The 26,553-nt window shown below is 45.0% G+C and carries 20 protein-coding genes and 2 riboswitches; of the genes, 10 read left to right on the top strand and 10 right to left on the bottom strand.

Going from position 1 to position 26,553, the window contains the following annotated elements; all coding sequences use genetic code 11:
• Positions 1-145: 145 nt before the first annotated feature.
• Positions 146-526: a glycine cleavage system protein GcvH gene (gene gcvH, locus AAEY80_RS06875; RefSeq protein ID WP_350588097.1), complete on the bottom strand. Its 381-nt coding sequence runs from the start codon at positions 524-526 to the stop codon at positions 146-148.
• 69 nt (positions 527-595) lie between these two features.
• Positions 596-1,783 (bottom strand): glycine cleavage system aminomethyltransferase GcvT, encoded by a 1,188-nt coding sequence (gcvT, locus tag AAEY80_RS06870; protein ID WP_201565964.1) that lies wholly within the window; start codon positions 1,781-1,783, stop codon positions 596-598.
• A gap of 168 nt (positions 1,784-1,951) precedes the next feature.
• Positions 1,952-2,130, bottom strand: a riboswitch (glycine riboswitch).
• Positions 2,131-2,186: 56 nt separating this feature from the next.
• Positions 2,187-2,326, bottom strand: a riboswitch (glycine riboswitch).
• Between the two features lie 237 nt (positions 2,327-2,563).
• On the opposite strand from gcvT, the gene AAEY80_RS06865 reads away from it, so the two are divergent.
• The 5 genes from AAEY80_RS06865 to AAEY80_RS06845 all read left to right on the top strand — a co-directional run bounded on the left by AAEY80_RS06865 (position 2,564) and on the right by AAEY80_RS06845 (position 7,878).
• Positions 2,564-2,884, top strand: coding sequence for a YcgL domain-containing protein (locus tag AAEY80_RS06865; protein WP_350588096.1), 321 nt, complete (start codon positions 2,564-2,566; stop codon positions 2,882-2,884).
• 256 nt (positions 2,885-3,140) lie between these two features.
• Positions 3,141-3,752, top strand: a complete 612-nt coding sequence (locus tag AAEY80_RS06860; RefSeq protein WP_025651268.1) for a hypothetical protein — start codon at positions 3,141-3,143, stop codon at positions 3,750-3,752.
• 297 nt (positions 3,753-4,049) lie between these two features.
• Complete coding sequence (locus AAEY80_RS06855) at positions 4,050-4,913, top strand: AAA family ATPase (RefSeq protein ID WP_025651267.1); 864 nt, start codon at positions 4,050-4,052, stop codon at positions 4,911-4,913.
• A 94-nt stretch (positions 4,914-5,007) separates the two neighbouring features.
• Entirely contained in the window at positions 5,008-6,231 is a 1,224-nt protein-coding gene (locus AAEY80_RS06850) for a vWA domain-containing protein (protein ID WP_025651266.1), read from the top strand.
• 450 nt (positions 6,232-6,681) lie between these two features.
• Positions 6,682-7,878 (top strand): globin domain-containing protein, encoded by a 1,197-nt coding sequence (locus tag AAEY80_RS06845; protein WP_025651265.1) that lies wholly within the window; start codon positions 6,682-6,684, stop codon positions 7,876-7,878.
• A 121-nt stretch (positions 7,879-7,999) separates the two neighbouring features.
• Here AAEY80_RS06845 and AAEY80_RS06840 read toward each other — a convergent pair whose 3' ends face one another.
• The 3 genes from AAEY80_RS06840 to AAEY80_RS06830 form a co-directional block, all read right to left on the bottom strand.
• Positions 8,000-8,821: a phosphodiester glycosidase family protein gene (locus AAEY80_RS06840; RefSeq protein ID WP_025651264.1), complete on the bottom strand. Its 822-nt coding sequence runs from the start codon at positions 8,819-8,821 to the stop codon at positions 8,000-8,002.
• A 207-nt stretch (positions 8,822-9,028) separates the two neighbouring features.
• On the bottom strand, positions 9,029-10,834 hold the full coding sequence (locus AAEY80_RS06835) for an FMN-binding glutamate synthase family protein (RefSeq protein ID WP_201565968.1): 1,806 nt from the start codon (positions 10,832-10,834) through the stop codon (positions 9,029-9,031).
• Positions 10,835-11,360: 526 nt separating this feature from the next.
• A complete protein-coding gene (locus AAEY80_RS06830) occupies positions 11,361-12,188 on the bottom strand; it encodes an IclR family transcriptional regulator (protein ID WP_201632054.1) in 828 nt (275 codons plus the stop codon).
• 176 nt (positions 12,189-12,364) lie between these two features.
• Here AAEY80_RS06830 and AAEY80_RS06825 point away from each other — a divergent pair, with 176 nt between their 5' ends.
• Together AAEY80_RS06825 and AAEY80_RS06820 are read left to right on the top strand one after the other, a co-directional pair.
• Positions 12,365-13,549 (top strand): acyl-CoA dehydrogenase, encoded by a 1,185-nt coding sequence (locus AAEY80_RS06825; protein ID WP_101212124.1) that lies wholly within the window; start codon positions 12,365-12,367, stop codon positions 13,547-13,549.
• A 186-nt stretch (positions 13,550-13,735) separates the two neighbouring features.
• On the top strand, positions 13,736-14,944 hold the full coding sequence (locus AAEY80_RS06820; protein ID WP_502945552.1) for a CaiB/BaiF CoA transferase family protein: 1,209 nt from the start codon (positions 13,736-13,738) through the stop codon (positions 14,942-14,944).
• A gap of 40 nt (positions 14,945-14,984) precedes the next feature.
• Here the strand turns inward: AAEY80_RS06820 and AAEY80_RS06815 are convergent, their stop codons facing one another.
• On the bottom strand, positions 14,985-15,755 hold the full coding sequence (locus tag AAEY80_RS06815) for an IclR family transcriptional regulator (RefSeq protein ID WP_025651254.1): 771 nt from the start codon (positions 15,753-15,755) through the stop codon (positions 14,985-14,987).
• Positions 15,756-16,093: 338 nt separating this feature from the next.
• On the opposite strand from AAEY80_RS06815, the gene AAEY80_RS06810 reads away from it, so the two are divergent.
• The 3 genes from AAEY80_RS06810 (at position 16,094) to AAEY80_RS06800 (ending at position 20,758) form a co-directional block, all read left to right on the top strand.
• On the top strand, positions 16,094-17,560 hold the full coding sequence (locus tag AAEY80_RS06810) for an NAD-dependent succinate-semialdehyde dehydrogenase (protein ID WP_350588094.1): 1,467 nt from the start codon (positions 16,094-16,096) through the stop codon (positions 17,558-17,560).
• 129 nt (positions 17,561-17,689) lie between these two features.
• A complete protein-coding gene (gene gabT, locus AAEY80_RS06805) occupies positions 17,690-18,952 on the top strand; it encodes a 4-aminobutyrate--2-oxoglutarate transaminase (RefSeq protein ID WP_350588093.1) in 1,263 nt (420 codons plus the stop codon).
• 363 nt (positions 18,953-19,315) lie between these two features.
• Positions 19,316-20,758: an APC family permease gene (locus AAEY80_RS06800; RefSeq protein ID WP_101212126.1), complete on the top strand. Its 1,443-nt coding sequence runs from the start codon at positions 19,316-19,318 to the stop codon at positions 20,756-20,758.
• 82 nt (positions 20,759-20,840) lie between these two features.
• On the opposite strand, the gene AAEY80_RS06795 is transcribed toward AAEY80_RS06800, so the two are convergent.
• The 4 genes from AAEY80_RS06795 to AAEY80_RS06780 form a co-directional block, all read right to left on the bottom strand.
• Positions 20,841-22,214: an NAD-dependent succinate-semialdehyde dehydrogenase gene (locus tag AAEY80_RS06795; protein WP_025651051.1), complete on the bottom strand. Its 1,374-nt coding sequence runs from the start codon at positions 22,212-22,214 to the stop codon at positions 20,841-20,843.
• Positions 22,215-22,742: 528 nt separating this feature from the next.
• Positions 22,743-24,086 carry a glycosyltransferase gene (locus AAEY80_RS06790; protein WP_101212127.1) on the bottom strand — a complete coding sequence of 448 codons (1,344 nt, stop codon included), beginning with the start codon at positions 24,084-24,086 and terminating at the stop codon, positions 22,743-22,745.
• Between the two features lie 154 nt (positions 24,087-24,240).
• Positions 24,241-25,113 (bottom strand): TIGR03915 family putative DNA repair protein, encoded by an 873-nt coding sequence (locus tag AAEY80_RS06785; protein WP_201617219.1) that lies wholly within the window; start codon positions 25,111-25,113, stop codon positions 24,241-24,243.
• A gap of 79 nt (positions 25,114-25,192) precedes the next feature.
• Positions 25,193-26,461: a putative DNA modification/repair radical SAM protein gene (locus AAEY80_RS06780; protein WP_201565989.1), complete on the bottom strand. Its 1,269-nt coding sequence runs from the start codon at positions 26,459-26,461 to the stop codon at positions 25,193-25,195.
• Positions 26,462-26,553: the final 92 nt, after the last annotated feature.

Below are 26,553 nucleotides of genomic sequence, written 5' to 3'. Positions count from 1 at the left end.
CAGTCAAATACCGCTTTCAAGCGAGAGAATAAGAATCAGATTATAGAATCGATTCAATTTAAAAGTGGTACAAGGCAACCGAATGCAGATGTATAGATCATACTTCAAGCGAGGTTAACGCTGTAACACTTTTATAGTGGATTGACTACAGCTCGTTTTCGTACTCATCAGCGGTTAGCAATGCTTCGTAATCAGCAATATTGTCAGGCTTCATTCTAAAGAACCAACCTCCACCGTATGGGTCAGAGTTGATGATTTCTGGATCATCTTCTAGTGCTTCATTGATGGCAACGACTTCACCTGAAATAGGCGCATAGACGTCAGAGGCAGCCTTTACAGACTCTACGACTGAGATTTCGTCATCAACGGCAATGGTGTCGCCAACATCAGGAAGTTCAACAAACACCACGTCACCCAATAGGTCTTGAGCATGGTCAGTGATACCAACAGTGATAGTACCGTCGTCTTCTAGGCGTAGCCACTCGTGGCTGGCGATGTATTTTAGTTCTGCTGGGATATTGCTCATGGTCTCTCTCCTAAGTGATAGAGGATGGTTTACAAAAATAGTGGAAGCTAATAATAGAATTTATGATGACTAAGAGTCAAACTGCTGCTTGCCATTACGGACAAACGGTAGTTTAAGGACGCGGACATCAGCGAACTTACCTTTGCCACGCAAATCGACCTGTACATTGTCATCATCTGATAAGCTGGCAGGGACACGGGCAATCGCAATCGAATTTTTTAGGCTAGGGGAGAAGGTACCACTGGTAATCACCCCAGTTTGTTCATTGTCCGTGCCTTGATTGATAGTCACACTCATACCTTCACGTAATACACCGCGCGTTGTCAATAGTAAGCCAACTTGCTTCATGGCGGTGTTGTCGTCTTTTGACTGCTGGCGTTTGCTGACTAAAGCTTCACGACCGACAAAATCACGCTCGTCTTTTAATGCGAGTGTCCAACCCATATTACATTCGTAAGGGCTAATGGTCTCGTCCATATCGTGACCATAGAGGTTCATACCGGCTTCCATGCGCAACGTGTCGCGCGCGCCAAGGCCGGCTGGCTTCACGCCATTGACTTTTAATAATTCAAAGAATGCTGGAGCAGCATCGCCATGCATAATCACTTCGACGCCATCTTCACCAGTGTAACCCGTACGAGCCACGAACCAATCAGCGCCTTCGATGTCTGTTAAGTCAGCACCAACGAAAGGCTTAAGTTCAGCCAACGTATCTGCCCAGCTAGGTTTAGCTTGTGCCAGTTTTGCAACCGCATTTGGTCCTTGCACGGCAATCATGGCAAGCTCTGGACGCTCAGTAATATTGATGTCAAAACCTTCGGCGACTTTTTCAAATTGTGCCATGTCTTTATCACGAGTAGCAGCGTTTGAGACGATACGATATTCGGTAGCCTCTTCATTCATTAAGTAAACGATTAGGTCATCAATGACGCCGCCTTGCTCGTTGAGCATGCCAGAATATAGCGCTTTACCGACGGTTTTTAGTTTATCAACATCATTGGCCAATAGTTTCTGTAGCCAAGCTTTGGCATCACCACCTTTGATATCAGCGACGACCATGTGTGAGACATCAAACATGCCAGCATCGGTACGCACCGCTTCATGCTCTTCGATTTGTGAACCGTAATGAATGGGTAATTCCCAACCAGAAAAATCCACCAGTTTGCCCTCACTATCGACGTGAGACTGGTAAAGGGGCGTGCGCTGCGGTGCTTGAGTATTTTGAGCGTGAGTTTCTTGAGAGTGGGTATCGGTCATAACAAATCCTTATGTGTACATCAGTCGTACTCGGTAGAGTAATGAGCGATGTGCAGTATCATAGTAGAGAGAAGCAATATTGCAGGGTGCAAGCATTGCAACCAAGGGCGGCACAGAAAATAAAGATAGAGCAATAAGCCAAACAAACGCTGAACGTCGGTTTAAGCAAAAGCCCTATCTGTCCTGTGACCTGAGATTTTCAACACGAATCATCATAGTTTTAAAGGCAGCTCTAAAAAATATGTAAAGAGCTTGGCTTTAAAAGACCTATCACTGATGATAGCGTATTTTCTCCCCTTCGGTGGGTAAGACGTCGTCCGTCCTTACCGCTCTCCAGATTTGTTATGCCCAATGCTTGAGTATGTGATGCACAAATGATGGCATCACAGCAAACAAAGATGACATGTGCTTTTCAGTCCTTTTACCTGAGCGATTGGCAGGGTGGATGCGCCTTCGGTGGTCTGGTGGCAACGTGCAACGTGGTATGACCAATACGGTCTGATACAACAGTTGTGCCCGCAGACTCTCTCCTGAAAAACGCTTTTATTATGAAAGGTTCAGGGCGCTTTTACAAGTCATCAACCGCATTAAAGTGCATAATTTTGTCGAAAACGACATTATTGTTAGAATAAACGGTCGAAGTATCGATAAGTTGAACGCTTTAGTCTTTATGACAGCGCATAATTTTGGCATGGTTTACCATAGCAGAACGTAAAGCGACTACTGAAATTTAGCGAAATTATGCTAACCTACGCCTATAGTTTCTGATAGGTGGTCCTTATGCATTGTGATATTTATAAATTTTCCAAACATGACGGTATGTATGTCTATATTGCTCGCCCTGATTATCCTGATGACACCGACGAGCTGAAGGACTGGCTTGGCGTGTTACCCAAAGAATTTCGTGCTGGTTTAGGTCGCAGTAAGTTTGTGATGCATCTAGATTTAGGGGCGACACCGACGCTTGCGCGCGTTGATAAAGCAGAGGTATTGGCAAAGTTACAAGCGCAAGGATACTTTGTACAGATGCCGCCACAAGACGTTATGCGCCGGCAAGCAGAGTTACGTGCACGCGAAGCGCAGGACAATATTTACGACTAACATGCTTTTTTGCAACGATTAATAGGCAAGTACACTTCATTCTTTTCTTTGAGTAAGCGATAAAAAAACAGGTCTCAGCAATGGGCAGCATGCTTTTTATTAAGAAGTCGTGATAAACTAGAACCTATCAAGCGTACATGTCGATGATGTATTCGGTCTTATTTTTAGTACGACAGAACGTACCATATAGCTATTGTAGCTACTGCTAGGCGCACAACGTCTTGCTAGGTTTATAAACGCAGGTAACTAAACACGCATGGACTGGTTAAAAAATATCGTAAACAGCTTACCGCTAGAAGCCATCAGTGATATTCTCGGTGAGATTACTATCTGGTGGGGACAGCTGGTAAAAGATGTGCCACCCGCAGACTTACCGATGTATGCGTATCTTGGTGGTGTCGTGATTGTGTTGGTATTGTGGTTGTTGGTCGCTCGCATGCTACCACGGCCGCTCGGTGGTATGAGCTGGATGATACTGTTTGCTGTGTTGTTGGCACCGGGCACCACCCTTGGCGATCCTAGTGTGATCGCGCCGGCGAGCATTGGTGTCGTCTATGCCATCATGATGAAGGATATGGCGGGCGCAGTTGCTAATATGCTACCGATACTGGTGGTGTTAGTGGTTGGCTTGTTTGTTGGTTTTGTCTGGCAACTTATTCGCGGCGCGTTTGAGTCAAGTTTGGACAAAGCACGCAGCCGTAGTGCAGAAGACACGCAGGCAACGGTTCAATTAACCACTGGCAATTATCTGACAGAAAATCCAAACCTCGTTGGACAGCCTGATAATGGCTCATTAGCGTCGCAGCCTAAAGCGGACGTCAATTTAAAAAAAGACAGCAAATTACCCAAAAAAACCGATCAGCTTTAACGGTAAAGTTGCCCTGATGAAGGTACTAGAGCTCTGAATAAGTAACAATCTGCATAAGCAATAATCTGAATAAGTAAAAAAAGACACCCGCGCGTGTCTTTTTTTATGTGAGCGTGTTCGTTTATCAATCCATGCCTAGATAGAGTAGTATGTTTGGATATTGGTGATAATTGCGAGCAACTGCGAACGCATGAGTATTTTGGCAATCAATCATGCTGTGCTAATCTAATTCATTATTTACCTTTCATCACTTGCCTTCTAATTCATTTAATTTATAACAATAACTGAGACTTGATTATGACCACGACTGACAAAACAAAGAAAAGCTTTACTGGCACGCAAAGCTATATTGCAACCGATGATTTACAACTGGCAGTCAACGCGGCGATGACTTTGCAAAAGCCGCTACTCATCAAAGGGGAGCCGGGTACAGGTAAAACCTTACTGGCTGAAGAAGTGGCTGAAAGTTTGGGTATGCCGCTGATTACGTGGCATATCAAATCAACCACCAAGGCGGAGCAAGGGCTGTATGAATATGATGCCGTCTCGCGCTTGCGTGATTCGCAGTTGGGTGATGATAAGGTTTATGAGATTGGCAACTATATCAAGCCCGGTAAGCTGTGGGATGCCTTTACCAGTAACGAGCGCAGTGTGTTATTGATTGATGAAATTGATAAAGCCGATATCGAGTTCCCGAATGACTTGCTGCATGAACTCGATAAGATGTCGTTTTATGTCTATGAGACAGGCGAGACCATCACTGCTGCACAGCGTCCTGTCGTTATTATCACCTCAAACAATGAAAAAGAGCTGCCCGATGCCTTCTTGCGTCGTTGCTTCTTTCATTATATCGACTTCCCAGAAGAGGACACTATGCGTCAAATCATCGACGTCCATTTCCCTAATATTCAAGAAAAACTGGTCAATGATGCGCTCGATATCTTTTATAAGCTGCGTAATGTTCAAGGGCTTAAAAAGCCACCATCAACCTCAGAGTTGGTCGATTGGTTAACGTTGCTACTGGCTGACGATATGGCTCAAGCAGAGCTAGAAGAAAACCTGCGCGGTGAGAAGTCTATTCCGCCGTTATATGGTGCACTGCTCAAAAACGAAGCCGATGTCAATTTATTGCAGCGCTTTGCTAATATGATGCGTCGTTAAGCGACAGACCATTTGTCATGATTAAAGCTCATGATTGAAGCCCATAAAACGGCTTCATTCGTCACCATATCAGCCAATAAGTGATGCGACTCTTATGTTTATCAAATTGTTCTATACCTTACGTACTTACGGTGTGCCGGTCAGTACCCGTGAGCTACTTGACCTAAATGCCGCGTTAGATCAAGGGCTGATGATGCAGACGCATCCTGAAAATCCAGAGCTGTCCACCTTTGCCAGTCGTGATGATATGTATCGGCTGATTCGGCTGTGCATGGTCAAAGACGAGCGCCACTTTGATAAGTTTGACCGCGCCATGTCAGATTATTTTGAAGGCGTCGACAGTCTCGATATGGATGAGCTGTTGGCCAAGCTGACGGACATTCCTAAAGAGTGGCTAGATCTCAAGCTCGATCCAAAAAATCTGACCGAAGAACAGCGCCGATTGCTAAAAAAATATGGCTCGTTAGAGGAGCTGATGAAAGCGCTTGAAGAGCGTCTTAAAGAGCAAAAAGAGCGTCATCAAGGCGGCAGTAAATGGGTCGGCACTGGCGGTACGTCACCCTTTGGAGCCTATGGCGACCATCCAGAAGGAGTACGCGTCGGCGGTGAATCGCGTAAGCGTAGCGCAGCCAAAGTCTGGGAGCAGCGTAAATATCGCAATCTCGATGACGACAGTCAGCTTGGTACGCGCCAAATTCAGATGGCACTGCGTAACTTGCGTCAGTTTGCCCGCACCGGTAGCGCCGATGAGCTAGACATTCATGAGACCATCAAGCGCACCGCCAAAAAAGGCGTGCTCGATATTCATATGCAAGCTGAGCGGCGTAATCGTGTCAAAGTGCTGATGCTGTTTGATGTCGGCGGCAGTATGGATGTCCATGTCGAGGCTTTAGAGAAGCTATTTTCTGCGGCTAGAAATGAATTTAAAACCTTAGAGTTCTTTTACTTTCATAACTGTCTATACGACTATGTCTGGAAGGACAATAACCGTCGCCATAGTGCGCCGATGCCAACCTATGAGCTGCTCAATAAATACGGTCGCGAGTATCGCGTTATCTTCGTTGGTGACGCGTCGATGTCGCCATATGAGCTGATGACGGTCGGTGGGAGCGTTGAATATATGAATAATGAGGCAGGTATTGTGTGGTTGAAGCGGGTACTGGAGCATTTTGACAAGGTGGCGTGGCTCAATCCTGAAGCGCCTTCTTATTGGCAGTATACCCAGACCATCATTGAGATCAAAAAAATCTTTGATAACAAGATGTACCCCATGACTCTGCACGGTGTTGAAGAGATGACCAACTATATGGCGCGCTAGTTATAGCGCAATCGTTTAGAGCATTATCCTGATTGCTCTAAAGAATAGTCGCCAACAGTATTATATTTGCATGTATAACAGACTCTAATCAAGCAGCCATTATAAGCTCATAATGGCTGCTTTTTTTGGCACAAAATAAGCGTCCGTTTGCAGCTTTGTTGGTTTTTACCAGAGTAGTAATCAGAGATGCTTATTCTAAAAGCCTGTTACTTTAAAAACTTGTCACTCTAAAAGCCAATCACGCTAAAAATAACTGAAAATACTGATTCAGTATTGGTATGCGTAGACAAATATGATAAGATTCATTTTAAATATATCTTATAAAGATTTATGTCAGCCCTTCAATTAGAATTGCCAAAATGTTTGATTGATTTAGGCAATTCTAATCACCGCTGACAACTTAACTTTAACCTTACCCAAGCAATGTTATACATCACTAAGAGAGATATTATGGCTTCACCAAAAACGTTAGAAATCGTAAAAGCAACCGTACCCGTCCTTGAAGAGCATGGAACGGCAATTACCACGGTATTTTATAAAAACATGTTTGAAGAGCATCCCGAGCTGTTGGACATATTTAACGAAACCAATCAAAAATTGGGCCGTCAACAGACGGCTCTGGCGACGACAGTGTTAGCCGCTGCTAAGCACTTAGATAAATTGGCGACGTTATTGCCACAGGTCACCCAAATCAGTCACAAGCATCGCGCGTTACAAATCTTGCCCGAGCATTATCCCATCGTTGGTAAGCACTTAATCGGTGCCATTAAAGAAGTGCTAGGCGAGGCTGCCAATGATGATATCATTACGGCTTGGACGGAAGCTTATGATGAGATTGCTTCGGTATTTATCCAGATTGAACATGGTATGTATGAAGAGGCGATGTGGCAGGGTTTTTCACCTTTTAAAGTGACTGAAAAGGTAGCGGCTGCCACGGATATCGCCGCCTTTACGGTTGTGCCAGTGAACGAGCATTCAGAAAGTACACAAAGTATTGACCTGAGTAAATTAAATCTAACCGCTGGTCAATATATCACGGTCAAAACAGATCCAAAGGCCAGCGACCATGTTGCCCTGCGTCATTATTCTTTGTACTCTGCCAGTACCGATACAGGCGTCCAGTTCGCTGTGAGACGCGACAACCGTAATGAGCATCACGGTTTGGTTTCTAACTATCTACATGATGATTTAGAAGTGGGTGATACCGTTCTATTGTCGGCACCGGCGGGCGACTTTGCGCTCAACCAAGAGCTGGTTGAGCAAAATGAGATTCCATTGATATTGATGAGTGCTGGTGTTGGCGTGACCCCTGTATTATCCATGTTAGAAGCGCAAGTATTGACCAATCCGAAACGACATATTATCTGGGTTTATGCTTGCCAAAATGAAGCGCATCACGCTTTTAATCCTGAAGTGAATGCGCTGTTAGATAAGGCCGACCACGTAGAAAAGCATATTTTTTACTTCGAGTCTGGGCAACTATTAGATGAGGCATGGCTTGCTACCTTGCCTGAGCCTGCTGATATTTATGTCTGTGGCTCGATGCCATTTATGGAAAGTATGATTGATGGCTTGATGACATTAGATCATGGCGTTGATAGCGTCCATTATGAGCCCTTTGGTCCTAAAATGAGTCTGGGCGGCTAGTTTTTAGCTATTGTTGATAAAGAAAAAGCACTTGGATGACAAAATCGTCTCAAGTGCTTTTTTAATTTCAAACAATAAATGGTTAGTAACTGCTTAGGAAGGCAGAGGTATAAAAGGTATATTAATTTTTATTTTCAACCAAGCCAATCATCACACCCATCTCTTTTTTATCATGTGTAGCGATGCTGGGTGCATATAATGCCGATGCAATCCCGCCATCTAAAAATAGCGCATTTGCACAGTTTAAGTCATCTTTAAACAGCGCAGCAAATTGATAAAACGTCACAGGCTCATCGCTATTGACGAATTGGATGCTACCATCGCTGCAAACACCGGCACCATTGCGTAGCTTGAGTGAGGTGCTATCAGAGTTGAACTGCGGATGTATCTCGTTATTGATAACCAACATCGGACCCGATTGGGTGGCATACCAAGGCTGCGCTTTGCCGCTCTCAAGCTGCTCATTTAAAGCATTGCTTTCAGTGATTTTTACCTTGCCAGACTTATCCCACCACAGCACACCATTGGGCAATAAATGAAAATTGCCGCCTCCTTCTTTGGTATTTAACGCACGAATCTCTTTACCATCGATGACAGTATAGCCAATCGGTGCATAATTTTCGTTATACATGCCTGCATTCATGGCAAAACTAAGCGTTTGATTGTCTGGCAAGGTCGCTATTACATTGTCAAAGGTTAGCAAAGGTTGCTCGCTTGCAGACGATTGCCAAAACAGCTGTAAAGAGTAGCGCTCGCTATTTAATGCATTGGTATCGATACGGCAGATGCTATAAGAAAACGGCGAGTTTTGTGTTTCGCATGACCAGTTTTCTGTATCATTGTCAGATGCATCAGCACCTATCGGCTGGCAGGCACTAACGCTCAAGGCCATAAGCGCTGCCGCCAGTAGGGAGTGGGGTAAAGCAAAACCGAAACTTGGCATCAATGAGGTGTCTTTTATATTAGGACTATAGTCAGTGAAAAGTAATATCGATATATCATGTACAACTGATATCAACTTTTCTTGCTTGCTGTGCCTGCGCAGACAGAGGCTACAAAAAACTGATATCAGCAATAGCATCGCGTTTTTAGAAGATTTTAACGATATAATTGGGTCTATAATTTATAGGCTTGTATGGCTATTAGCTTATTATTTGCTAGCAGGCGGGAAGTCGCGAAAGGTATTATTGACATTACCAATCAGCCGACCACCATTGATTTCATTATATTCAGGACTACCCAGGCTTGCTTCTGTGGGTGCGCTGGTTTCTTTGCCTTTATCACGCGAGTCCTTGTTATAAGCAATCAACGCATCGTTATTGGCTAAGAAGCTATCGGGGTTTGCCATGACCCACATCTGGTTGAAAACGTCTGCGCGGGCACTATGATCAAGTAAAGCGCCTCTATCGGTAAAGTAAAAGAACTTAGATAATAATTTGATTTGGCCGTCGTCTAAGCGGCGAGCGATATGATAAGGCTGCAACTGACTTGGGTGTTCAAGTCCCACCGCTCCCACGATACTGGCGAGAGATTTGAGGGTGTTCTTGTGGAAGCTTGCGACGCGCTCGGCTTTGCTGGGGACATCCAGTGCTTTTTGACGATACGGGTCTTGAGTAGCCACACCAGTCGGGCAGGTATTGGTGTGACATGAGCGTGACTGAATACAGCCAACGGCAAACATAAAGCCACGCGCTGAGTTGCACCAGTCTGCGCCCAAAGCAATCATACGCGCAATATCAAAGCCGGATACGATCTTGCCGCTGACGCCAAGCTTAATCTTGTTGCGGATGCCTGCACCAACCAAGGTGTTGTGTACCAATAAAAACCCTTCAACCATCGGCATGCCGACGTTATCCATAAATTCAACCGGTGCTGCGCCCGTACCGCCTTCAGCGCCATCGATAACAATAAAGTCAGGATAGTTATCCGTTTCTATCATGGCTTTGACAATGGCCATAAACTGCCACGGTTGACCCACACATAACTTAAAACCAACGGGCTTGCCGCCTGATAAGTCACGTAGCTGTTGCCAAAAAGCCACCATTTCGCGTGGCGTACTAAAGGCGGTATGCGAAGATGGCGACACGCAATCCTGCCCAAGAGGAACTTGACGGGTATCAGCAATCTCTTGAGTGATCTTCTCAGCAGGTAGCACGCCACCTTTACCAGGTTTTGCACCTTGAGAGAGCTTAATCTCAATCATTTTAACTTGTGGATCGACCGCTTTTTCGGCGAAAGACTGTGGATCAAAATTGCCGTTGTCATCACGGCAACCAAAATACCCCGTACCCAATTCCCAAATCAAATCGCCACCGAACTTGCGGTGATACGGGCTAATCGCGCCCTCACCGGTATCGTGAGTGAAGCCGCCAATCTTTGCACCTTGATTGAGCGCCATAATGGCATTGGCTGATAAGCTACCAAAGCTCATCGCCGAGATATTAAACACCGACATATCGTGCGGCTGTTGGCAGCGTTCGCCGCCAACGATAATACGAAAGTCTTGGCTCTCTAACGGTTGACTCACTGCCGACTGCAAAAACCACTCCTTACCATGCGCGTATAAATTATCCAACGTACCAAAGGCATTGGTATCGCTGACGTTCTTTGCACGTTGGTAAACGAGCGCACGTTGCTGGCGTGAAAACGGTACTTGCTCTTTATCATCCTCTAATAAATACTGACGAATCTCAGGACGGAAGTCTTCGAGGACATAGCGAATATGACCCGCGATAGGGTAATTGCTAAGAATAGAATGCTTTGATTGAATCAAGTCATAAATACCCAAACCTACTGCCAAACCACCGAGAATAATCAGCCACCAATTGGTTAATAGTAGCCCTGCTAAGAATAGCAAGATAGCTGCCGCAAAAGTGCTGTAACGTAGCAGAACACCAGTCAGGTAAGGGGAGTTGTTTTCAGGTTTGGGGTTTAGATTGGTACGAGATTCAGGCATAGCAAGGCTCAACAGTAAGGCGTAAAGATTAAAAAACGCAACGATATAGTCAGTCCAATACGAAAAAGATACAGCGGGACTGGGATGCTTAGTTTTTAATGTTGGTTTTGCAGCCTCTGTCGGCGTGGGCAAAGCAAGCCAGAAAAATTTATACCAGTTCCACATTTGAATGTTCAACAGACCCTAAATAACGTATCCATTTTATTTAGTATCGACTATAAGTTAAAAAGGCGCTAACTTAGCAAATAACAGGTTAAAAAATAACTATACGGTTATCATTGTTATTATGGGAAAATAAAGCGCTTAAATTTATCGATGATATCATACACATATGATATCACTGCATCGGTTTAATTGGGTAACAGAGTGCTAATTTTGCTCTTAGAATAGGCTAAGGGTAGTCTATGCGCTTAAAGCAAACACATAGAAAATTCTAAAATTTTTGATTGAATAATAATTAGTCTATTTCATCATATTATCAGTATCTGTATACCTCGATGAAAAATAATAAATTCAATCATCTTGTCTAACCACCACTGCCAATCCTTTCAGCCAACGCCTGCAATTTTGGCACAATCATCGCTGCATATTCGTCCGCTTGCCAATTGGCACTCGGCACACTGGCATTAAGCGAATAGGCATGCTGTCCAGTGGCCACATCAAATACGCCAACGGCGACGGCCAATATATCGGTAGAAAACTCACCATCTGATACCGTATAGCCGTATTTTGCATAATACTCTGCAGACTCAGATAAAGCAGTCTGCGCGCGGTCATACTCTTCTTTGGATAAATGCTCTTGTAGATTGTTTCTAATAACAGCCTGTCTCACTGGCGAGCTCACTGCATAAAAAGCGCGACCAATAGCGGTACGGGTGACCGGCACTGCTGAGCCAACTTGCAAATTGACCGATAGGCGAGCAGGGCTGCGACAACAAGCGTGATAGCGCATTTCTCCTTCGACCTCTGTTGCCAAGTTCACCGATACTTCATTGCTACTCGCAAACTGCCTTAGCAGTGGCTCAGCGGCTGCGACCATATCGTGGCGACTCCACGCAGTGGCGCTGAGTCGCACCGTGCTACTGCCCAATTGATACTGTCCGTGCTCGGTAAGACGTAAAAATCCAAGCGTGGTTAACGTATAAATTAGGCGTGTAACGGTTGCTTTTGGTAATTGTGTCATCTGGCATAATTGTTGATGACTGAGCTGCTCACAGTCTTCAAAGGCTGCTAATAAAGTCAGTCCACGTCCCAGCGCAGTGACAAACTGTCGGTCATTATCTTCCTTGCTTTGACCAATGACAGTAGTGATTCGGTCTAATAATGGCAGAGCTGTTGATACATTTTTTGTCATTTTATAATCGTCTGTGTTGATAAAGGGTTTACAACGCGGCTAAATTTTGCTTAAATAGTTTTATATTATGAAACTAAGTTTCGCACAGCGGAATTAAGAAGTCAATATCTTACTAAGTTAGTTCATATCTCATTCACTACTCGTCGGTCAGGATGACTGACACCAAGGAGCTCCACATGGCAACATCTACTAGCCCACGTTTTGATTGGGAAGATCCTTTTTTATTACGCGATCAGCTGACTGACGAAGAGCGCATGGTCACTGAAAGTGCTCGTCAGTTTTTTCAAAAAGAGCTGATGCCTGGTATTTTAGAGGCCAATCGCAACGAGAACTTTGATCGTAATATCATGCGCCAAATGGGTGAGATGGGCTTACTTGGGGTGACGATTGAAGGTTATGGCTGTGCCGGTTTGTCTAGTGTCGCTTACGGCTTGATTGCCAAAGAAATTGAAGCGGTTGACTCGGGCTATCGTTCAGCGATGAGTGTACAGTCAAGCTTGGTCATGCATCCTATTTGGGCGTACGGCACCGAAGAGCAAAGAGAGCAATATTTGCCGAAGCTGGCTTCAGGCGAATATGTCGGCTGCTTTGGTCTGACTGAGCCAGATTCCGGCTCTGATCCTTCATCGATGTCGACTCGTGCGCGTGCAGTGGATGGCGGTTATGAGCTGACGGGTAATAAGATGTGGATTACCAACAGTCCTATCGCGGATGTGTTTGTGGTGTGGGCAAAAGATGACGCTGGTGATATTCGTGGTTTTATCTTAGATAAAGGCATGAAAGGCTTATCAGCGCCGAAGATTGAAGGGAAGTTCTCACTGCGTGCCTCAGTCACTGGCGAGATTGTCATGGACAAAGTGTTCGTTCCCGAAGCCAATGCCTTCCCAGATATCCGTGGTCTAAAAGGGCCGTTTGGTTGCTTAAATAAAGCCCGTTACGGTATCGCTTGGGGCTCAATGGGCGCGGCTGAGTTTTGCTGGAAAGCGGCTCGTCAATACACGCTAGATCGCAAGCAGTTTGGTCGTCCGCTAGCCGCGACGCAGCTCGTACAGTTGAAGCTTGCCAATATGCAAACTGAAATCACGTTGGGTCTACAGGCAGCGCTACGTGTTGGGCGTCTGATGGATGAAGACAATGCAGCGCCTGAGATGATTTCGCTGATTAAGCGTAATAACTGTGGTAAAGCGCTGGATGTCGCGCGTATCGCTCGTGATATGCATGGCGGTAACGGTATCTCTGATGAGTATCACATCATCCGTCACGTCATGAACCTAGAGGCGGTCAACACTTATGAAGGGACGCATGATATTCATGCGCTCATCTTAGGTCGTGCACAGACGGGTATTCAAGCGTTCTTTTAAGCGTTTTTAATTGATACAACTGTATTTTGTGACGTACGTTATTGTTTTGCTTTTTACGAAGCAGTTATAGACAGTAGCGTACGTTTTTCAGTTGTTCTTCATGATTTAACCGTTAAGCGGCTAAATGATGCAGAACAGTTTTATGATCAAAAAATCAAAGAATACGCTACAAAATAAGGGATGATTATGACTGATAGGGCTAATATGCCAGAGGGCGCGTTGCATGGTATCAAGGTACTGGATTTATCGAGAGTATTGGCGGGCCCTTCTTGCACACAAGTACTTGCTGATCTGGGCGCAGAAGTCATAAAAGTTGAGCGTCCACATATCGGCGATGAAACGCGTCATTGGGCCCCGCCAAAATTCAGCGATGACACTTCCGCTTATTACGCCACTATTAACCGCAATAAAAAATCGCTTACCGTCGATATTACTAAACCGGCAGGACAAGCCATTATCAAACAGCTCATTGCTGATAGCGATATTGTCGTTGAGAACTTTAAGGTGGGTGGTTTAAAGAAATACGGCTTAGATTACGACAGTTTAAAACAAGCCAATCCACGTCTGATTTATGCGTCATTGACGGGGTTTGGTCAGACAGGTCCCGACGCCAAGCGCCCCGGTTACGACTATATTATTCAAGGGCTATCAGGACTAATGAATATTACTGGGCCAAGCGACGGCGAACCGCACAAGGTTGGTGTGGCCGTCGTTGATTTGTTTGCAGGCTTGCAGCTGACCATTGGTATTCAAGCGGCACTGCTGGCACGTCAGCATACCGGATTTGGACAACATGTCGATGTAGCATTGCTTGACAGTGCACTGGCGATGTTAGCGAACGTCGGTATGAATCATTTAGCCTCAGGTGATGTACCGCCAAGACTGGGTAATCAGCATCCCAATATCGTGCCTTATCAAGTGTTTGCTGGTGAGGGGGAGGCGCACTTTATCTTAGCCTGTGGTAATGACAGCCAGTTTGCCAAGCTTTGTGACGTATTGGGTATTGATTGGCATAGCGACAGCCGCTTTACGACCAATCCGCAACGCGTTGCCAATCGTGAGCTGCTATGTAATGAGCTGGCCAAAAAGTTCGGCGAGCAACCACGCAACTATTGGTTAGAGGTATTGGATCAAGAAGGCATTCCGTGCGGTGCTATTCATAACGTGGCCGAAGCTTTAGCCATGCCGCAAGCATTGGCACGCGAGATGATTGTTGATTTTAGTGAGCAGGGTAGTCCTGTTAGAGCACTGGGTAATCCCATTAAGCTTTCTGCATCACCTGTCAGCTATCGTACGCCGCCACCGCAATTGAGCGAGCATACCGATAGCACGCTTGCTGATTTGGGTTACGACAGCGAGATGATTGCCAAGCTTAAAGCGGATGGGATTGTTTAGTTAATGGCTCATTTGACTGTTTGAGACGTTTATCAGACAGCTAAGCCAAATGCTCCTCTTTAAAACCCAAACGCTGCTCAATTTGCTGTGCCAATTCAATCAGCACAGCACTGACCTCAGCATACTTAGACTCGTACTCTGCCTGCAAAAAGCTAACCGCCATACCTGCAACGGCATTGCCTGACGCATTGCGAATATAAGTACCCAAGCAGTACATACCTTCGCGTAATTGCCCGTCATCGAGTGAGATACGACTGTCATGAATGGCGGCCATCTCAGTAGATAAGTCCGCAAAGTTATCGACACCGTTTGGCGTCAGTGGTTCAGGGAAGATACCTTCGTACAAAGATTCGATGGTTTGGATGGAGAGCGTAGACAACATCGCTTTGCCAGTCGCTGAAAATACCGCTGGCACGCGCACACCAGCACGGAAGGTAAAGCCGAGCGGGGCAGGCGCTTCATGACAGGCCAAAAATACTACTTCGCCCAAGTCAAGTTTGGATAAGGTAACGGTATGCTGCATGAGTATAGGATACTGCACGATGAGGTCTTTAAATAGCTGGATGACGCCTTGCTGCTGCTCATACTTGCCGGCCCAATACATCAGATAGGAGCCTAAATGAAAGCGGCTGTCGCTATCTTTATAGATGACATGCTTGGCCAGCAAGCTTTGCAAAATGTTATGGGTTGAACTACGCGGCAGCTTTAATTGCTTGGCGATATAAGCGGCAGTCAAGGGCTGTTGACTTGCTGTAATCAAATCTAAAATCTGAAAGGTTTTGTCCAATGCTGGAACGGCCGTTGTGCTCATAAGTCGCCTATAAAAAAGTAAAAACCAAAATAGTGAAGAGAATACTCAAAATAATTTGAATAAAGGTTGCAAATAGTGACGCATCATTCTTATAATGATGTCTCATATATAGAATTAATGTTCAGTATATTGAACAAAATACAGATGAGCAATAATTATTACTGACTGATCGTTTTGATTTTTAGTCTCTTATAATGAGCTTACTAACAATGAATGGTGTTGCCGTACTTTTAAAATGGCATAGTTTTGAGTTTTCACTTTAAATGGCCACATTATCAAATTGTTAAATAGCTTGCCCATAATAAATGCGCAAATCACGACCCACATGGAGTGTTACGATGCCAAAAAATACGCTAACCCTATCGAATTCAGAGCTACTAAAACAGCAGTGTTTTATCAAAGACGGCTGGCAAGGTGCCAGTGACGGCGCGACTATCGATGTGACCAATCCTTTTAATGGCGAAGTCATCGGTACGGTGCCAAGCTTAACCAAACAAGACGTCGATGAAGCGGTCGCTTACTCTCATAAAGCGCAAGTATCATGGGCGGAAAAAACGGCCAAAGAACGTGCCGAGCTACTGCAAAAGTGGGCCGATCTTATTGATGAAAACAAAGAAGATCTCGCGATTCTTATGACTGCCGAACAAGGTAAACCATTGACGGAATCACGTGGTGAGATTGGTTATGCCAACAGCTTTATTCGCTGGTTTGCCGAAGAAGGTAAGCGCGTCTACGGCGATGTCATCCCCGCCAATCAATCACAACTGCGCCACGTTGTTTTAAAGCAACCGGTCGGTGTCTGTGCAGCAATTACACCTTGGAACTTCCCTGCGGCAATGATTACCCGTAAAGCGGCTCCTGCTTTGGCTTCTGGCTGTAGCATCATCATCAAACCTGCCACCGAAACCCCGTTTTCGGCCTTAGCCCTTGGTGTATTAGCTGAGCAAGCTGGTATCCCAGCAGGCGTCATTCAAGTAGTGACGGGCAAATCATCGGTCATCGGTGAAATCTTAACGGGTGATGCCCGTATTCAAAAGCTATCGTTCACCGGTTCTACTGAAGTCGGTCGTACCTTGATGGCACAGTGCGCACCAACCATCAAAAAATTGTCTCTAGAATTGGGTGGCAATGCGCCCTTTATCGTCTTTGATGATGCCGATCTCGAAAAAGCTGCTGATGGTTTAATTGCCTCCAAATTCCGCAACGCTGGTCAAACGTGCGTATGTGCCAACCGTGTCTACGTACAAGCCAGTATCAAAGATAAATTCCTCGATATTTTTGTGAAAAAAGTTGAAGCACTTAACGTCGGCAATGGTATGGATGAGGGCGTTAATATTGGTCCTTTGATCAATGAAAAGGGCTTAGAAAAAGTACAAGCGTTATTAAAAGATGCCTTGGATAAAGGCGCTCACTTGGTCACTGGTGGTGACAAAAATGACGCTTCTCCGCTTAGCTTTAACCCAACCGTCATTACCGATATCAGTACCGACATGGATATCGCTGCTGAAGAGATTTTTGGTCCTATCGCGACGATATTCGTTTTTGACGATGAAGCAGAAGCCATCCGTCAAGCCAACGACACGATTTATGGTTTGGCCGCTTACTTCTATAGCGGCAGTTATGCACGCTCATGGCGCGTCACCGAAGGTCTTGAGTACGGCATTATCGGCCACAACACTGGTTTGATATCTACTGAAGTTGCGCCATTTGGTGGCGTCAAGCAGTCTGGCTTTGGCCGTGAAGGCTCAAAATACGGCATCGAAGAATATGTCGTGACCAAATACTGGTGTTCTGACGTCAGCTAATGTTTGATTTCAACGCCGCACTGTAAGCTGTTTATTAAAAGCACCTCTTATCTAGCACCTAATGCTTGTTAAATGAGCGACTATCTAATCAATGGCGCTCATATTAAAAATAATGAAAAGGACATTCTCATGACTACGACCAATCAATCATTACTTGCGCGCCGCAAAGCCGTTTTACCAACAGGACTTGGTGTTGCCTTTCCTATCTTCGCAGAAAAAGCCAAAAACTCTGAAGTTTGGGATGTGGAAGGCAATCGCTATATCGATTTCGTCGGCGGTATCTCAGTACTCAATACTGGTCACAGCCATCCGAAAATCACTCAGCGTGTCCATGAGCAACTTGATAAGTTTACCCATACTGCGGCACAAATGATTAACTATGAATGCTATGTCGATCTTGCCGAAAAGCTTTGCGAAAAAGCCCCTATCAGCGGTGAGAAAAAAGCGTTCTTTTTAACCACTGGCGCAGAAGCCGTCGAAAACTGTATAAAGATTGCTCGTGCAAAAACTGGTCGCCCGGGCGTCATCTCTTTCGTTGGCGGTTGGCATGGTCGCACGCTGATGTGCATGAGCCTAACGGGTAAAGTATTGCCGTACAAAAAGAACTTCGGTCCGATGCCTGGTCCTGTCTTTCATGCGCTATTCCCAGCAGAAGAGCTGAACGTCACCGAAGCACAAGCATTGCATAGCCTTGAGATGATCTTTCAAGCGGATATCGATCCTAGTGAAGTGGCGGCGATGATTATCGAGCCAGTACAAGGCGAAGGTGGTTTCCATCAAGTGACGCCATCATTTGCCAAAGCCTTACGCGCTATCTGTGATGAGCATGGTATCGTACTGATTTTTGATGAAGTGCAGTGTGGTTTTGCGCGTACGGGTACGTTGTTCGCCAGTGAGCAGTTAGGCGTTGAGCCGGACTTGATGACCAGTGCCAAGAGCTTGGCAGGTGGTTATCCTATTTCTGCGGTTATCGGTCGCGCTGATATTATGGATGCGCCGCAAGTAGGTGGTTTGGGCGGTACTTATTCTGGTAACCCATTGGCGTGTGTTGCTGCATTGGCAGTGATGGAAGTCATCGAAGAAGAGAACCTGCTTGAGCGTAGTATTGAGATTGGCGACAAAATCGAAGCATTCTTAAAGGATTTAAACCTAAGTAGCATCGGTCATATTCGTCATAAAGGCGCGATGCTTGCGTTTGAATTAATCGACAGTGACGGCAAGCCTGATGTCGAGGCGACTACTAACTTAAAAGCCAAAGCATTCGAGCAAGGTCTACTATTAGCCTCGTGCGGCATGTTTGGCAACGCCATTCGTGTGATGGTGCCGCTCACCGTTGAAGATGAAGTACTGCAAGAAGGATTAGATATCATCAAAGGTATCCTAACGGCTTAATAAATATTGAGCCAATAGTTGATAGAACAGCAAGATTGCCCATATGGCACTCGCTTTGAGTACATTTTTTACAACGGCGCCTTGCAAGTCAAGACGCCGTTGCTGTCTCTACTATTTGAATCTCAAACAGGTATAGTCAAGGAATTTTAAAATCGCTATAAGGCGGCCGACCGCAGATAGTACATCTAGGGCGGGTAACACCGTAGCGGTTTAAAAGTGCTCTGGTAGTATATGACAGCTTGAATCAAAAGGTATATATGATAATTATGATGGGTGCTATCCCACTAAACAAAACATAGTGTGGCCATAAATAGTGTGGCCATAAAAGGTTAACACGGACGACACACAGACAAGGAGCAAGTTATGTCTGAATTAAAAAAATCGTTAGGGACGCTAGATATTATTGCCTTAGCATTCGGAGCTATGGTCGGTTGGGGCTGGGTAGTCTTGGCAGGAGGCTGGATTTTATCTGCTGGGACATGGGGCGCGATGCTGGCGTTCTTTATTGGCGGTTTGGCAGTGATACTGATTGGTGTGACTTATGCTGAGCTGGCGGCCTCCATGCCGATTACGGGCGGTGAGCATACTTATACGCACCGAGCACTAGGGGTGAATGTCTCCTTTATTTGTTCGTGGAGTATTCTGTTCGGTTATTTTTCAGTGGTCGCTTTTGAGGCAGTTGCTTTACCGACCGTCGTAGAGTATTTCATTCCCAACTATAACCAAGGGTATCTGTGGACCATCGCTGGTTGGGATGTCTATGCCACCTGGGTAGGCGTCGGGATGCTCGGCTCAATTATTGTGACGTGGCTAAATATACGCGGTATGGAAGTCAGTGCTTGGTTTCAAAAAACGGCGGTATTGGGCATTTTATTCGTCGGTACATTACTGTTTATCGGTGCGGTCTTGTTCAATCCTGAGGGCTCAAATTCGATACAAGCGCCCGCGTTTATTGGTGGTATCGGCGGTATGATGGCGGTCATCGTCATGGTGCCTTTTATGTTTGTTGGTTTTGACGTTATCCCGCAGGCAGCAGAAGAGATCGATCTAACTCGTCCTAATATCGGTAAGTTTTTGATCATCTCTATCGTCGTTGCGGTGATGTGGTATGTGGGTATTGCTTGGAGCGTGGGGACGACGCTGCCACTTGTACAAGCAGAGGACTCAACCCTTGCTACTGCTGATGCGATGACCAATGCATGGCAAGGTAAGTGGGCAGGAATTTTGCTGGTGATTGGCGGTGTGCTTGGGATTTTATCAAGCTGGAATGCCTTCTTAATCGGTGGTAGTCGTCTACTATACGCCATGTCAAAAGCACGTATGTTGCCTGCCTTCTTGAGCAAGCTACATCCAAAGTATAAGACGCCGTCGAATGCCATTCTATTAATCGGTGGTTTGGCGACATTAGCGCCATTATTTGGTCGTAAAATGCTGGTTTGGATCGTCGATGCCGGTGGCTTTGGTATCGTTATTGCTTATACCTGTGTCGCTATCTCATTCCTAGTACTACGCTACCGCGAACCTGATATGGTACGTCCATTTAAAATACCAGCAGGTAAGCTCGTTGGTATGGTTACGATTGCACTAAGTTTTGGTTTATTGATGTTATATATGCCAGGTATGCCATCGGCGCTAACACCCATTGAATGGTGGATTTTCTTTGGCTGGACTGTGCTAGGTATTGCATTATATGGCTATGCAAGGATCAAGTATCCGGGTATTAGTGAGTCAATTATGGCAGAAGAGCTACGTGAATTAAAAATTGTTAACCAGTTGTGGCTAAAAGATAACCCACCTAAACGATAAGATTTTTTTATCAATGATCATGCATAAAAAAGCCTAACATTTAATGTTAGGCTTTTTGTTTATCTAAAAAATACGCTATTGATTACGATTTATCGCGGATCAACTTGTAGTTTAGAAATTCTGTAATACCAAGAGTACCTAGCTCGCGACCAAATCCTGAGCGTTTAACGCCACCGAATGGAGTGTTGGCTTCGGTACCAGAAGGAGCATTAATAGTTACCATACCCACTTCTAATTGCTCAGCAATCTCTGCTGCCAATGCGGCATCTTGAGTTTGGATAGAAGCACCCAAACCAAAAGGCACATCATTAGCAATTTTGATAGCATGTGCAATGTCATCCGCTTTGTAGATAACGGCGACAGGACCGAACAACTCTTGACTATAAACATCCATTGAATCATTGACGTCTGTCAATACAGCAGGTGCAAACCAAGCACCGGGCTTGTCTTTGACTATGCCGCCTTCGACTAGAACGGTTGCACCAGCTTTAACAGCATTGTCTAACTGCTCTTGCAAGTTGGTTGCTGCGGCCTTCGAAGACATCGGACCAATGAAAGTATCTTCACTTTGTGGATCAGCTAGGCTCATGCCACGTACGGCGTCAGTAAAGCCTTTAACAAACTGGTCGTAAACGCTTTCGACGATAATTAAACGCTTAGCAGCATTACAAGCCTGGCCAGTATTACCGAAACGACCTGTGATCGCACCTTGTACGGCTTGTTCGATGTCAGCATCTGCTGCAACGATAAAGGCATCAGAGCCGCCAAGTTCTAAAACGACTTTTTTAAGTGCGCCGCCTGCTATTTTTGCAACCGCTTGTCCTGCACGTTCAGAGCCTGTCAAAGAAATACCTTGAACTCTAGTGTCTTCAATAATCGTTGCTGCTTGATCGTTAGTAGCAAAAACATTGTTATACACGCCATTAGGCAAGCCTGCTTCTGTCAGCATCTCAGCGATGACTTCTGCCGTATTAGGGCATTGCGGTGCATGTTTTAGAATGACCGTATTACCTGCCATAAAGTTCGGTGCGACAAAACGTGCTACCTGATAATGTGGATAGTTCCATGGCATGATGCCAAGTAACACACCAACTGGTAGTTTTTCTACCGAGGCTGAACCTTCTGCAACATCAATCTTATTTGGTGCTAATAGCTGCGCTGCGTTGTCTGCGTAATAACGATAAATTTCGGCAACTAGCTGGATTTCACCTTTGGCTTGTGCGACAGGCTTGCCCATTTCGTTGGCAACGATACGTGCTAGCTCGTCTTGGCGCTCAATATAGAGGTCAGCGACTTTATTTAATATAACACTACGTTCGCTAAGCGACGTTTTTTGCCAGTCCTGATACGCATTATCCGCTTGCTCAATGGCATTCTGGATATCTTGCTCAGTCGCTGTAGGATAAGTGGCTTCAATTTCACCTGTAGATGGGTTGCTAACTTGATATTCGCTCATAGTTATGTCCTTTAGTTTAAAATGTCCTTGGATTAAGATCCATTTTTGATTGTGTGGCAAATTACTCTATTTTTTATCATAAAGCGCGTGGATTGTTCTTATGGTTGTCAGTCATTTTATAGTTTTCAGATTCGTAAAAAGAGTGCCAAAACATCTACAATGACTCTAGCATTTTAATAGCGCTGTCATTGTAGTGTTATTACTTGACGGCTGAGGTTGAGTAATAATAGTAATGTGGCCGCCGCCTAGAACCATGTCTTTCTTACTCCCACTACCTGATGACACGCAAAGGGTTTTTCAAGGTATATAGTCATTAAAATACCAGAAATATCATTGTATTGGCAAATAATGAAGGAATAATGACAGGTTAAGGATTTGCTATAGAAGGGGGACAAAATATGTCGAGTTTAGGTAATGAAATACCACTGCGTATCAGGAGAGGTTTCTATATTTGACGATAATAAAGGATAAACAGAAGGCTGTTGACGTCATTCGATGAGGTTTTGTACAGTGAATTTGGAGGTTTATTTAGAGCTTGAGATCTTCCTCAGTAGACTTTGCTATATGACCCGTTTTATCCTCTTTTTTGAGTAGCTTTGCCTTGCCATTAGTATTAATACGCTCAGGCTTGATATAAATCGACCCAGTATTTTTGTGCGTGGGTGCAAGGGTAAGCTTAGCAGACTTCTTTAGGCTCTTTTTAATTCTTCGTACCGCTGCCGCATCAGCTGCCGCTTGCTCTTCTACTAGCGATTCATCATATAAGCCTTGATAGACGGCAAGCGTTTCTTCGATCATCTCGCGCATGGTAAATTGATTGGTCATCTCTGGACGCGTTACGCTTTCTAGCTGGTTCCTAACCGCTTTACACAAGGCATTGGCATTGTATTTTTTTACCAAGCCTTGCGGGTAGAGCGGCTGTAGAATTTCACTAAATGCTGCCTGATCCCAGCCAATCACAGGCGTCCCTAAATGAATGGCTTGCAGCGCATTGATACCAATTGATTCGGGCTCATTGGCAAGCGCCATAACAATATTGGCCGCTGACAACCATTCACGCATATCATTGCGTTTGCTGCCGACGTAAGTGATGCGCTCAGCAAGTCCCAAGGTATTGGTGCGCTGACGAAAGTCTTCGTGGGCGACATCACCATCTCTAAAGTCATCGTCCATAATAATGGCGTGGATATTAGGAAATTGTTCTTGCAGATTGCCCAATATATCGATGAGCCATTCTTGCCCGTATTCGTTACCGATTACGGTCGGAAACACCAGCCACTTTTTATGCTCAAGCTCAGGATATTCGGCAAAGGTATGCCGCAGCCAATAGACAGACGGATTGTGGCGATAAGGATAGCGACGGGTATCGATACCGCGGTAGATACGCTTAATGACTTTGGGATCGACGTCTTCGCGGCGCAGTCCTTTTTTTAGATAGTTGGTGACACTATCGGACACCGTAATAATGGTATCGACATCGAGCAACGCCTGTGAGTATTTATTGATGGGATAAAAGCCATACATGGTCGACACTAGCTTTGGCGGACGTTTAACGCGCGCGCGGCGTAGTGCCAAATGTAATATCCACGCAGGCGTACGCGAGTGCACATGAATGACGTCAGGATTATACTTCTCGATGAGGCGTCGTAAGGCGCTGACTTGGAGCAGGGATAGCCAAGACTTTTTATTCATATACAGCTGATGATAGAGGTTGCCGTCACGCTCTAAGCGTTTTACCAAATCATTGTCATAGTCCGCGCTAGAGACAATGATAGAGGTATGGCCATTTTTGACCAGTGCGCGCCCAAGATGAAAAATACCGCGCTCGGATTCATCATGCTTTAAAGACGACAGTAAGCGCATAACTTTCATAATAGCGTGGGTCACCGGTTAAAATATTAAACTGCTATTGTCAGTTAAAAGCGCAAAAAACTCAACCATGAAGCGTAAAAGAGGCGTTTGGTTTTTGAGTCGTTTAGCAAATAAGTAATAGACACTCTTATTGGGTCAAAAACGTATGACTACCTTAGCGACGTTTTTGCAGATGCTTAGCATTGGGCAGTACTTGTTTTTCGCTTAGGTATTTCCAATAGCGCTGCGGCAAATATTGCTTATGCAAACGCGGGTTTTTACGCTCTTTGATATTGACGTTGGTAAAGTAACCCTGCCAAAATCTTTGATAGCGCTGCTCATCAGGACTATGAATGCTGGCAGGGTTACGCAGTACTGCATCATCAAGGTCAGTAATCGTTTGCAGGGCAGCGGGGCGTTTGGGCGTGCTTTGGCTTTTGTCATAATAAATACCATAATTACGAGTCAAATCATAAATCGCCCAGTGTTGGTCTTGGTAGCGCTGACGAAAATGCTCACCAATCAATGGCAAAACATTAAAGTCAGGCTCAACGCGGGCAAAGTAGATATCATCAGTGGTATGTTCAAAGCGCACAAAGGCTTCCATGCGATGCTTCTCACGACCGACAGACTTGACCGTCTGTACCAGTTCAAGCACATCTAAATTACCTAAATCCTGCATAATATGACGGCTAGGGTAGTCAATGGCATACTTCACCACTTGAAATAAAGTGGTGCCGATGTTGTCTTTTTCAGATAAAAACCCCCAAAGCAAGTTACGTATGCCCGAGCGTCCCAAAAGCTTATGCAGCTTGGTTAGTACCCGTTCGGCTTTGTCTTCATCAGTGGCAACACTTGTCGCTTGTGAGATTAATGACGGTACATAACAATCCTCAGCAATTATCCGTAAGGATGCATCGTCCTGTAACTTATTAGCATAGACATAAAAAACGGCACTCAGCCAACCTTCAAAACTTGGCTCATAAAGCACAATACTGGGCATTAAGTGACCGACAGAATACGTTATGTGTTGAGCAAGTATCGACATTGTCTATCCTAAGATAACTCTAAAAATGTTATGGCTGATTTTAAAGACAGTTTTTCTAAATACTCGTTCTAAATGGTTTTTAAAATAGCGCCAATTGACCACTACGTTGATCTTTATACTTGGTCTGCGTTTGCGCCAGTACATATTGGCGGAAGTTATCACGGGTTAAATGCGCTAAATGTTCATTCTTACCCGTTGTTGCAATAAAGTATTTGGCACGGTTAACCGCTGCGCCCATCTTTTTTAGATGATAAAGCGTTAACTGATTAAACTTGCGCGCTTTCATTATCTTTTTGGCCGTTTTGGTACCAATACCTGGGATGCGTACAATCATCTCATAGCTCGCTGTCTGAATATTGACCGGAAAATGCTCACGATGGCGGATTGCCCAAGCCAATTTTGGGTCACAGTCCAAGTCTAGAAATGGCGAGTCTGGCTCTACGATCTCATGCGCACCAAAACCATAGAAACGCATCAGCCAATCCGCTTGATAAAGGCGGTTTTCACGTATCATCGGCACGGGCGTTCCAATCGCTGGCAAGCGGCTGTCGGACAACATCGGTACATAGCCAGAGTAGTAAACGCGTTTTAAATCATACTGTTTATAAAAATGACTCGATAGCTGAATTACTTGCAAATCGGTCTCATTACTGGCACCAACGATCATTTGACTGGTTTGACCTGCTGGCACAAATTTCGGTGCTTTTTTATGGGTTTTACGGCTCTCTTTTATCGTAATAATTTCAGTTTTAACGGTTTCCATTGGTGCTTTTAATTCATCATGCGATTTCTCTGGTGCGAGTAAAGCCAAGCCAGATATCGTTGGAATCTCGATATTGACGCTCAAACGATCAGCATAAAGCCCTGCTTCTAACAAAAGCTCTTTTGATGCGCCCGGAATAGTCTTCAGATGGATATAGCCATTAAAGCGCTCACGGGTACGCAATATCTTGGCGACCTCGACCAAGCGCTCCATCGTATAGTCACCACTTTTGAAAATACCTGAGCTGAGAAACAGTCCTTCGATATAATTACGACGATAGAATTGCATGGTTAGATCGACTACTTCCTCAACACTAAAGGCCGCGCGTGGGGTGTCATTGCTTTTGCGCGAGGTGCAATAAGCACAGTCGTAAATACAATGATTGGTCAGCAGAATTTTGAGTAAACTAACGCAGCGACCATCTTCGGTATAGCTGTGGCAAATACCCGTTGCTGAGGCATCACCGAGGCCACCGCCTTGGTTTTTGCGCGTACCAGCGGAAGATGAGCAAGAAACATCATACTTAGCCGCGTCCGCTAAAATATTGAGCTTGCCTTGTAGTCGTTCATAATTGATGGTGGCCATAAGATTACCAATTCATTTATTGGCTATTATTTTAGCAAATTGTCTTGTAAGTCACTGTAATTATTAGGGAAATATCGATTTCATACGACAAC

The organism is Psychrobacter sp. 78a-MNA-CIBAN-0178, assembly GCF_040309625.1.
GTDB lineage: Bacteria > Pseudomonadota > Gammaproteobacteria > Pseudomonadales > Moraxellaceae > Psychrobacter > Psychrobacter okhotskensis.
Note: the sequence above shows the minus strand (reverse complement) of the source record. Positions and strands in the feature narration are given on the sequence as shown.

Bases quoted from the DNA above. Each gene is read 5' to 3' on its own strand.
- AAEY80_RS06790 (WP_101212127.1), bottom strand. From the start codon at position 24,086: ATGAAAGTTATGCGCTTACTGTCGTCTTTAAAGCATGATGAATCCGAG.
- gcvH (WP_350588097.1), bottom strand. From the start codon at position 526: ATGAGCAATATCCCAGCAGAACTAAAATACATCGCCAGCCACGAGTGG.
- AAEY80_RS06800 (WP_101212126.1), top strand. From the start codon at position 19,316: ATGTCTGAATTAAAAAAATCGTTAGGGACGCTAGATATTATTGCCTTA.
- AAEY80_RS06840 (WP_025651264.1), bottom strand. From the start codon at position 8,821: ATGCCAAGTTTCGGTTTTGCTTTACCCCACTCCCTACTGGCGGCAGCG.
- AAEY80_RS06830 (WP_201632054.1), bottom strand. From the start codon at position 12,188: ATGACAAAAAATGTATCAACAGCTCTGCCATTATTAGACCGAATCACT.
- gabT (WP_350588093.1), top strand. From the start codon at position 17,690: ATGACTACGACCAATCAATCATTACTTGCGCGCCGCAAAGCCGTTTTA.
- AAEY80_RS06825 (WP_101212124.1), top strand. From the start codon at position 12,365: ATGGCAACATCTACTAGCCCACGTTTTGATTGGGAAGATCCTTTTTTA.
- AAEY80_RS06845 (WP_025651265.1), top strand. From the start codon at position 6,682: ATGGCTTCACCAAAAACGTTAGAAATCGTAAAAGCAACCGTACCCGTC.
- AAEY80_RS06835 (WP_201565968.1), bottom strand. From the start codon at position 10,834: ATGCCTGAATCTCGTACCAATCTAAACCCCAAACCTGAAAACAACTCC.
- AAEY80_RS06860 (WP_025651268.1), top strand. From the start codon at position 3,141: ATGGACTGGTTAAAAAATATCGTAAACAGCTTACCGCTAGAAGCCATC.
- AAEY80_RS06810 (WP_350588094.1), top strand. From the start codon at position 16,094: ATGCCAAAAAATACGCTAACCCTATCGAATTCAGAGCTACTAAAACAG.
- AAEY80_RS06855 (WP_025651267.1), top strand. From the start codon at position 4,050: ATGACCACGACTGACAAAACAAAGAAAAGCTTTACTGGCACGCAAAGC.
- AAEY80_RS06820 (WP_502945552.1), top strand. From the start codon at position 13,736: ATGACTGATAGGGCTAATATGCCAGAGGGCGCGTTGCATGGTATCAAG.
- AAEY80_RS06865 (WP_350588096.1), top strand. From the start codon at position 2,564: ATGCATTGTGATATTTATAAATTTTCCAAACATGACGGTATGTATGTC.
- AAEY80_RS06780 (WP_201565989.1), bottom strand. From the start codon at position 26,461: ATGGCCACCATCAATTATGAACGACTACAAGGCAAGCTCAATATTTTA.
- AAEY80_RS06850 (WP_025651266.1), top strand. From the start codon at position 5,008: ATGTTTATCAAATTGTTCTATACCTTACGTACTTACGGTGTGCCGGTC.
- AAEY80_RS06815 (WP_025651254.1), bottom strand. From the start codon at position 15,755: ATGAGCACAACGGCCGTTCCAGCATTGGACAAAACCTTTCAGATTTTA.
- gcvT (WP_201565964.1), bottom strand. From the start codon at position 1,783: ATGACCGATACCCACTCTCAAGAAACTCACGCTCAAAATACTCAAGCA.
- AAEY80_RS06795 (WP_025651051.1), bottom strand. From the start codon at position 22,214: ATGAGCGAATATCAAGTTAGCAACCCATCTACAGGTGAAATTGAAGCC.
- AAEY80_RS06785 (WP_201617219.1), bottom strand. From the start codon at position 25,113: ATGTCGATACTTGCTCAACACATAACGTATTCTGTCGGTCACTTAATG.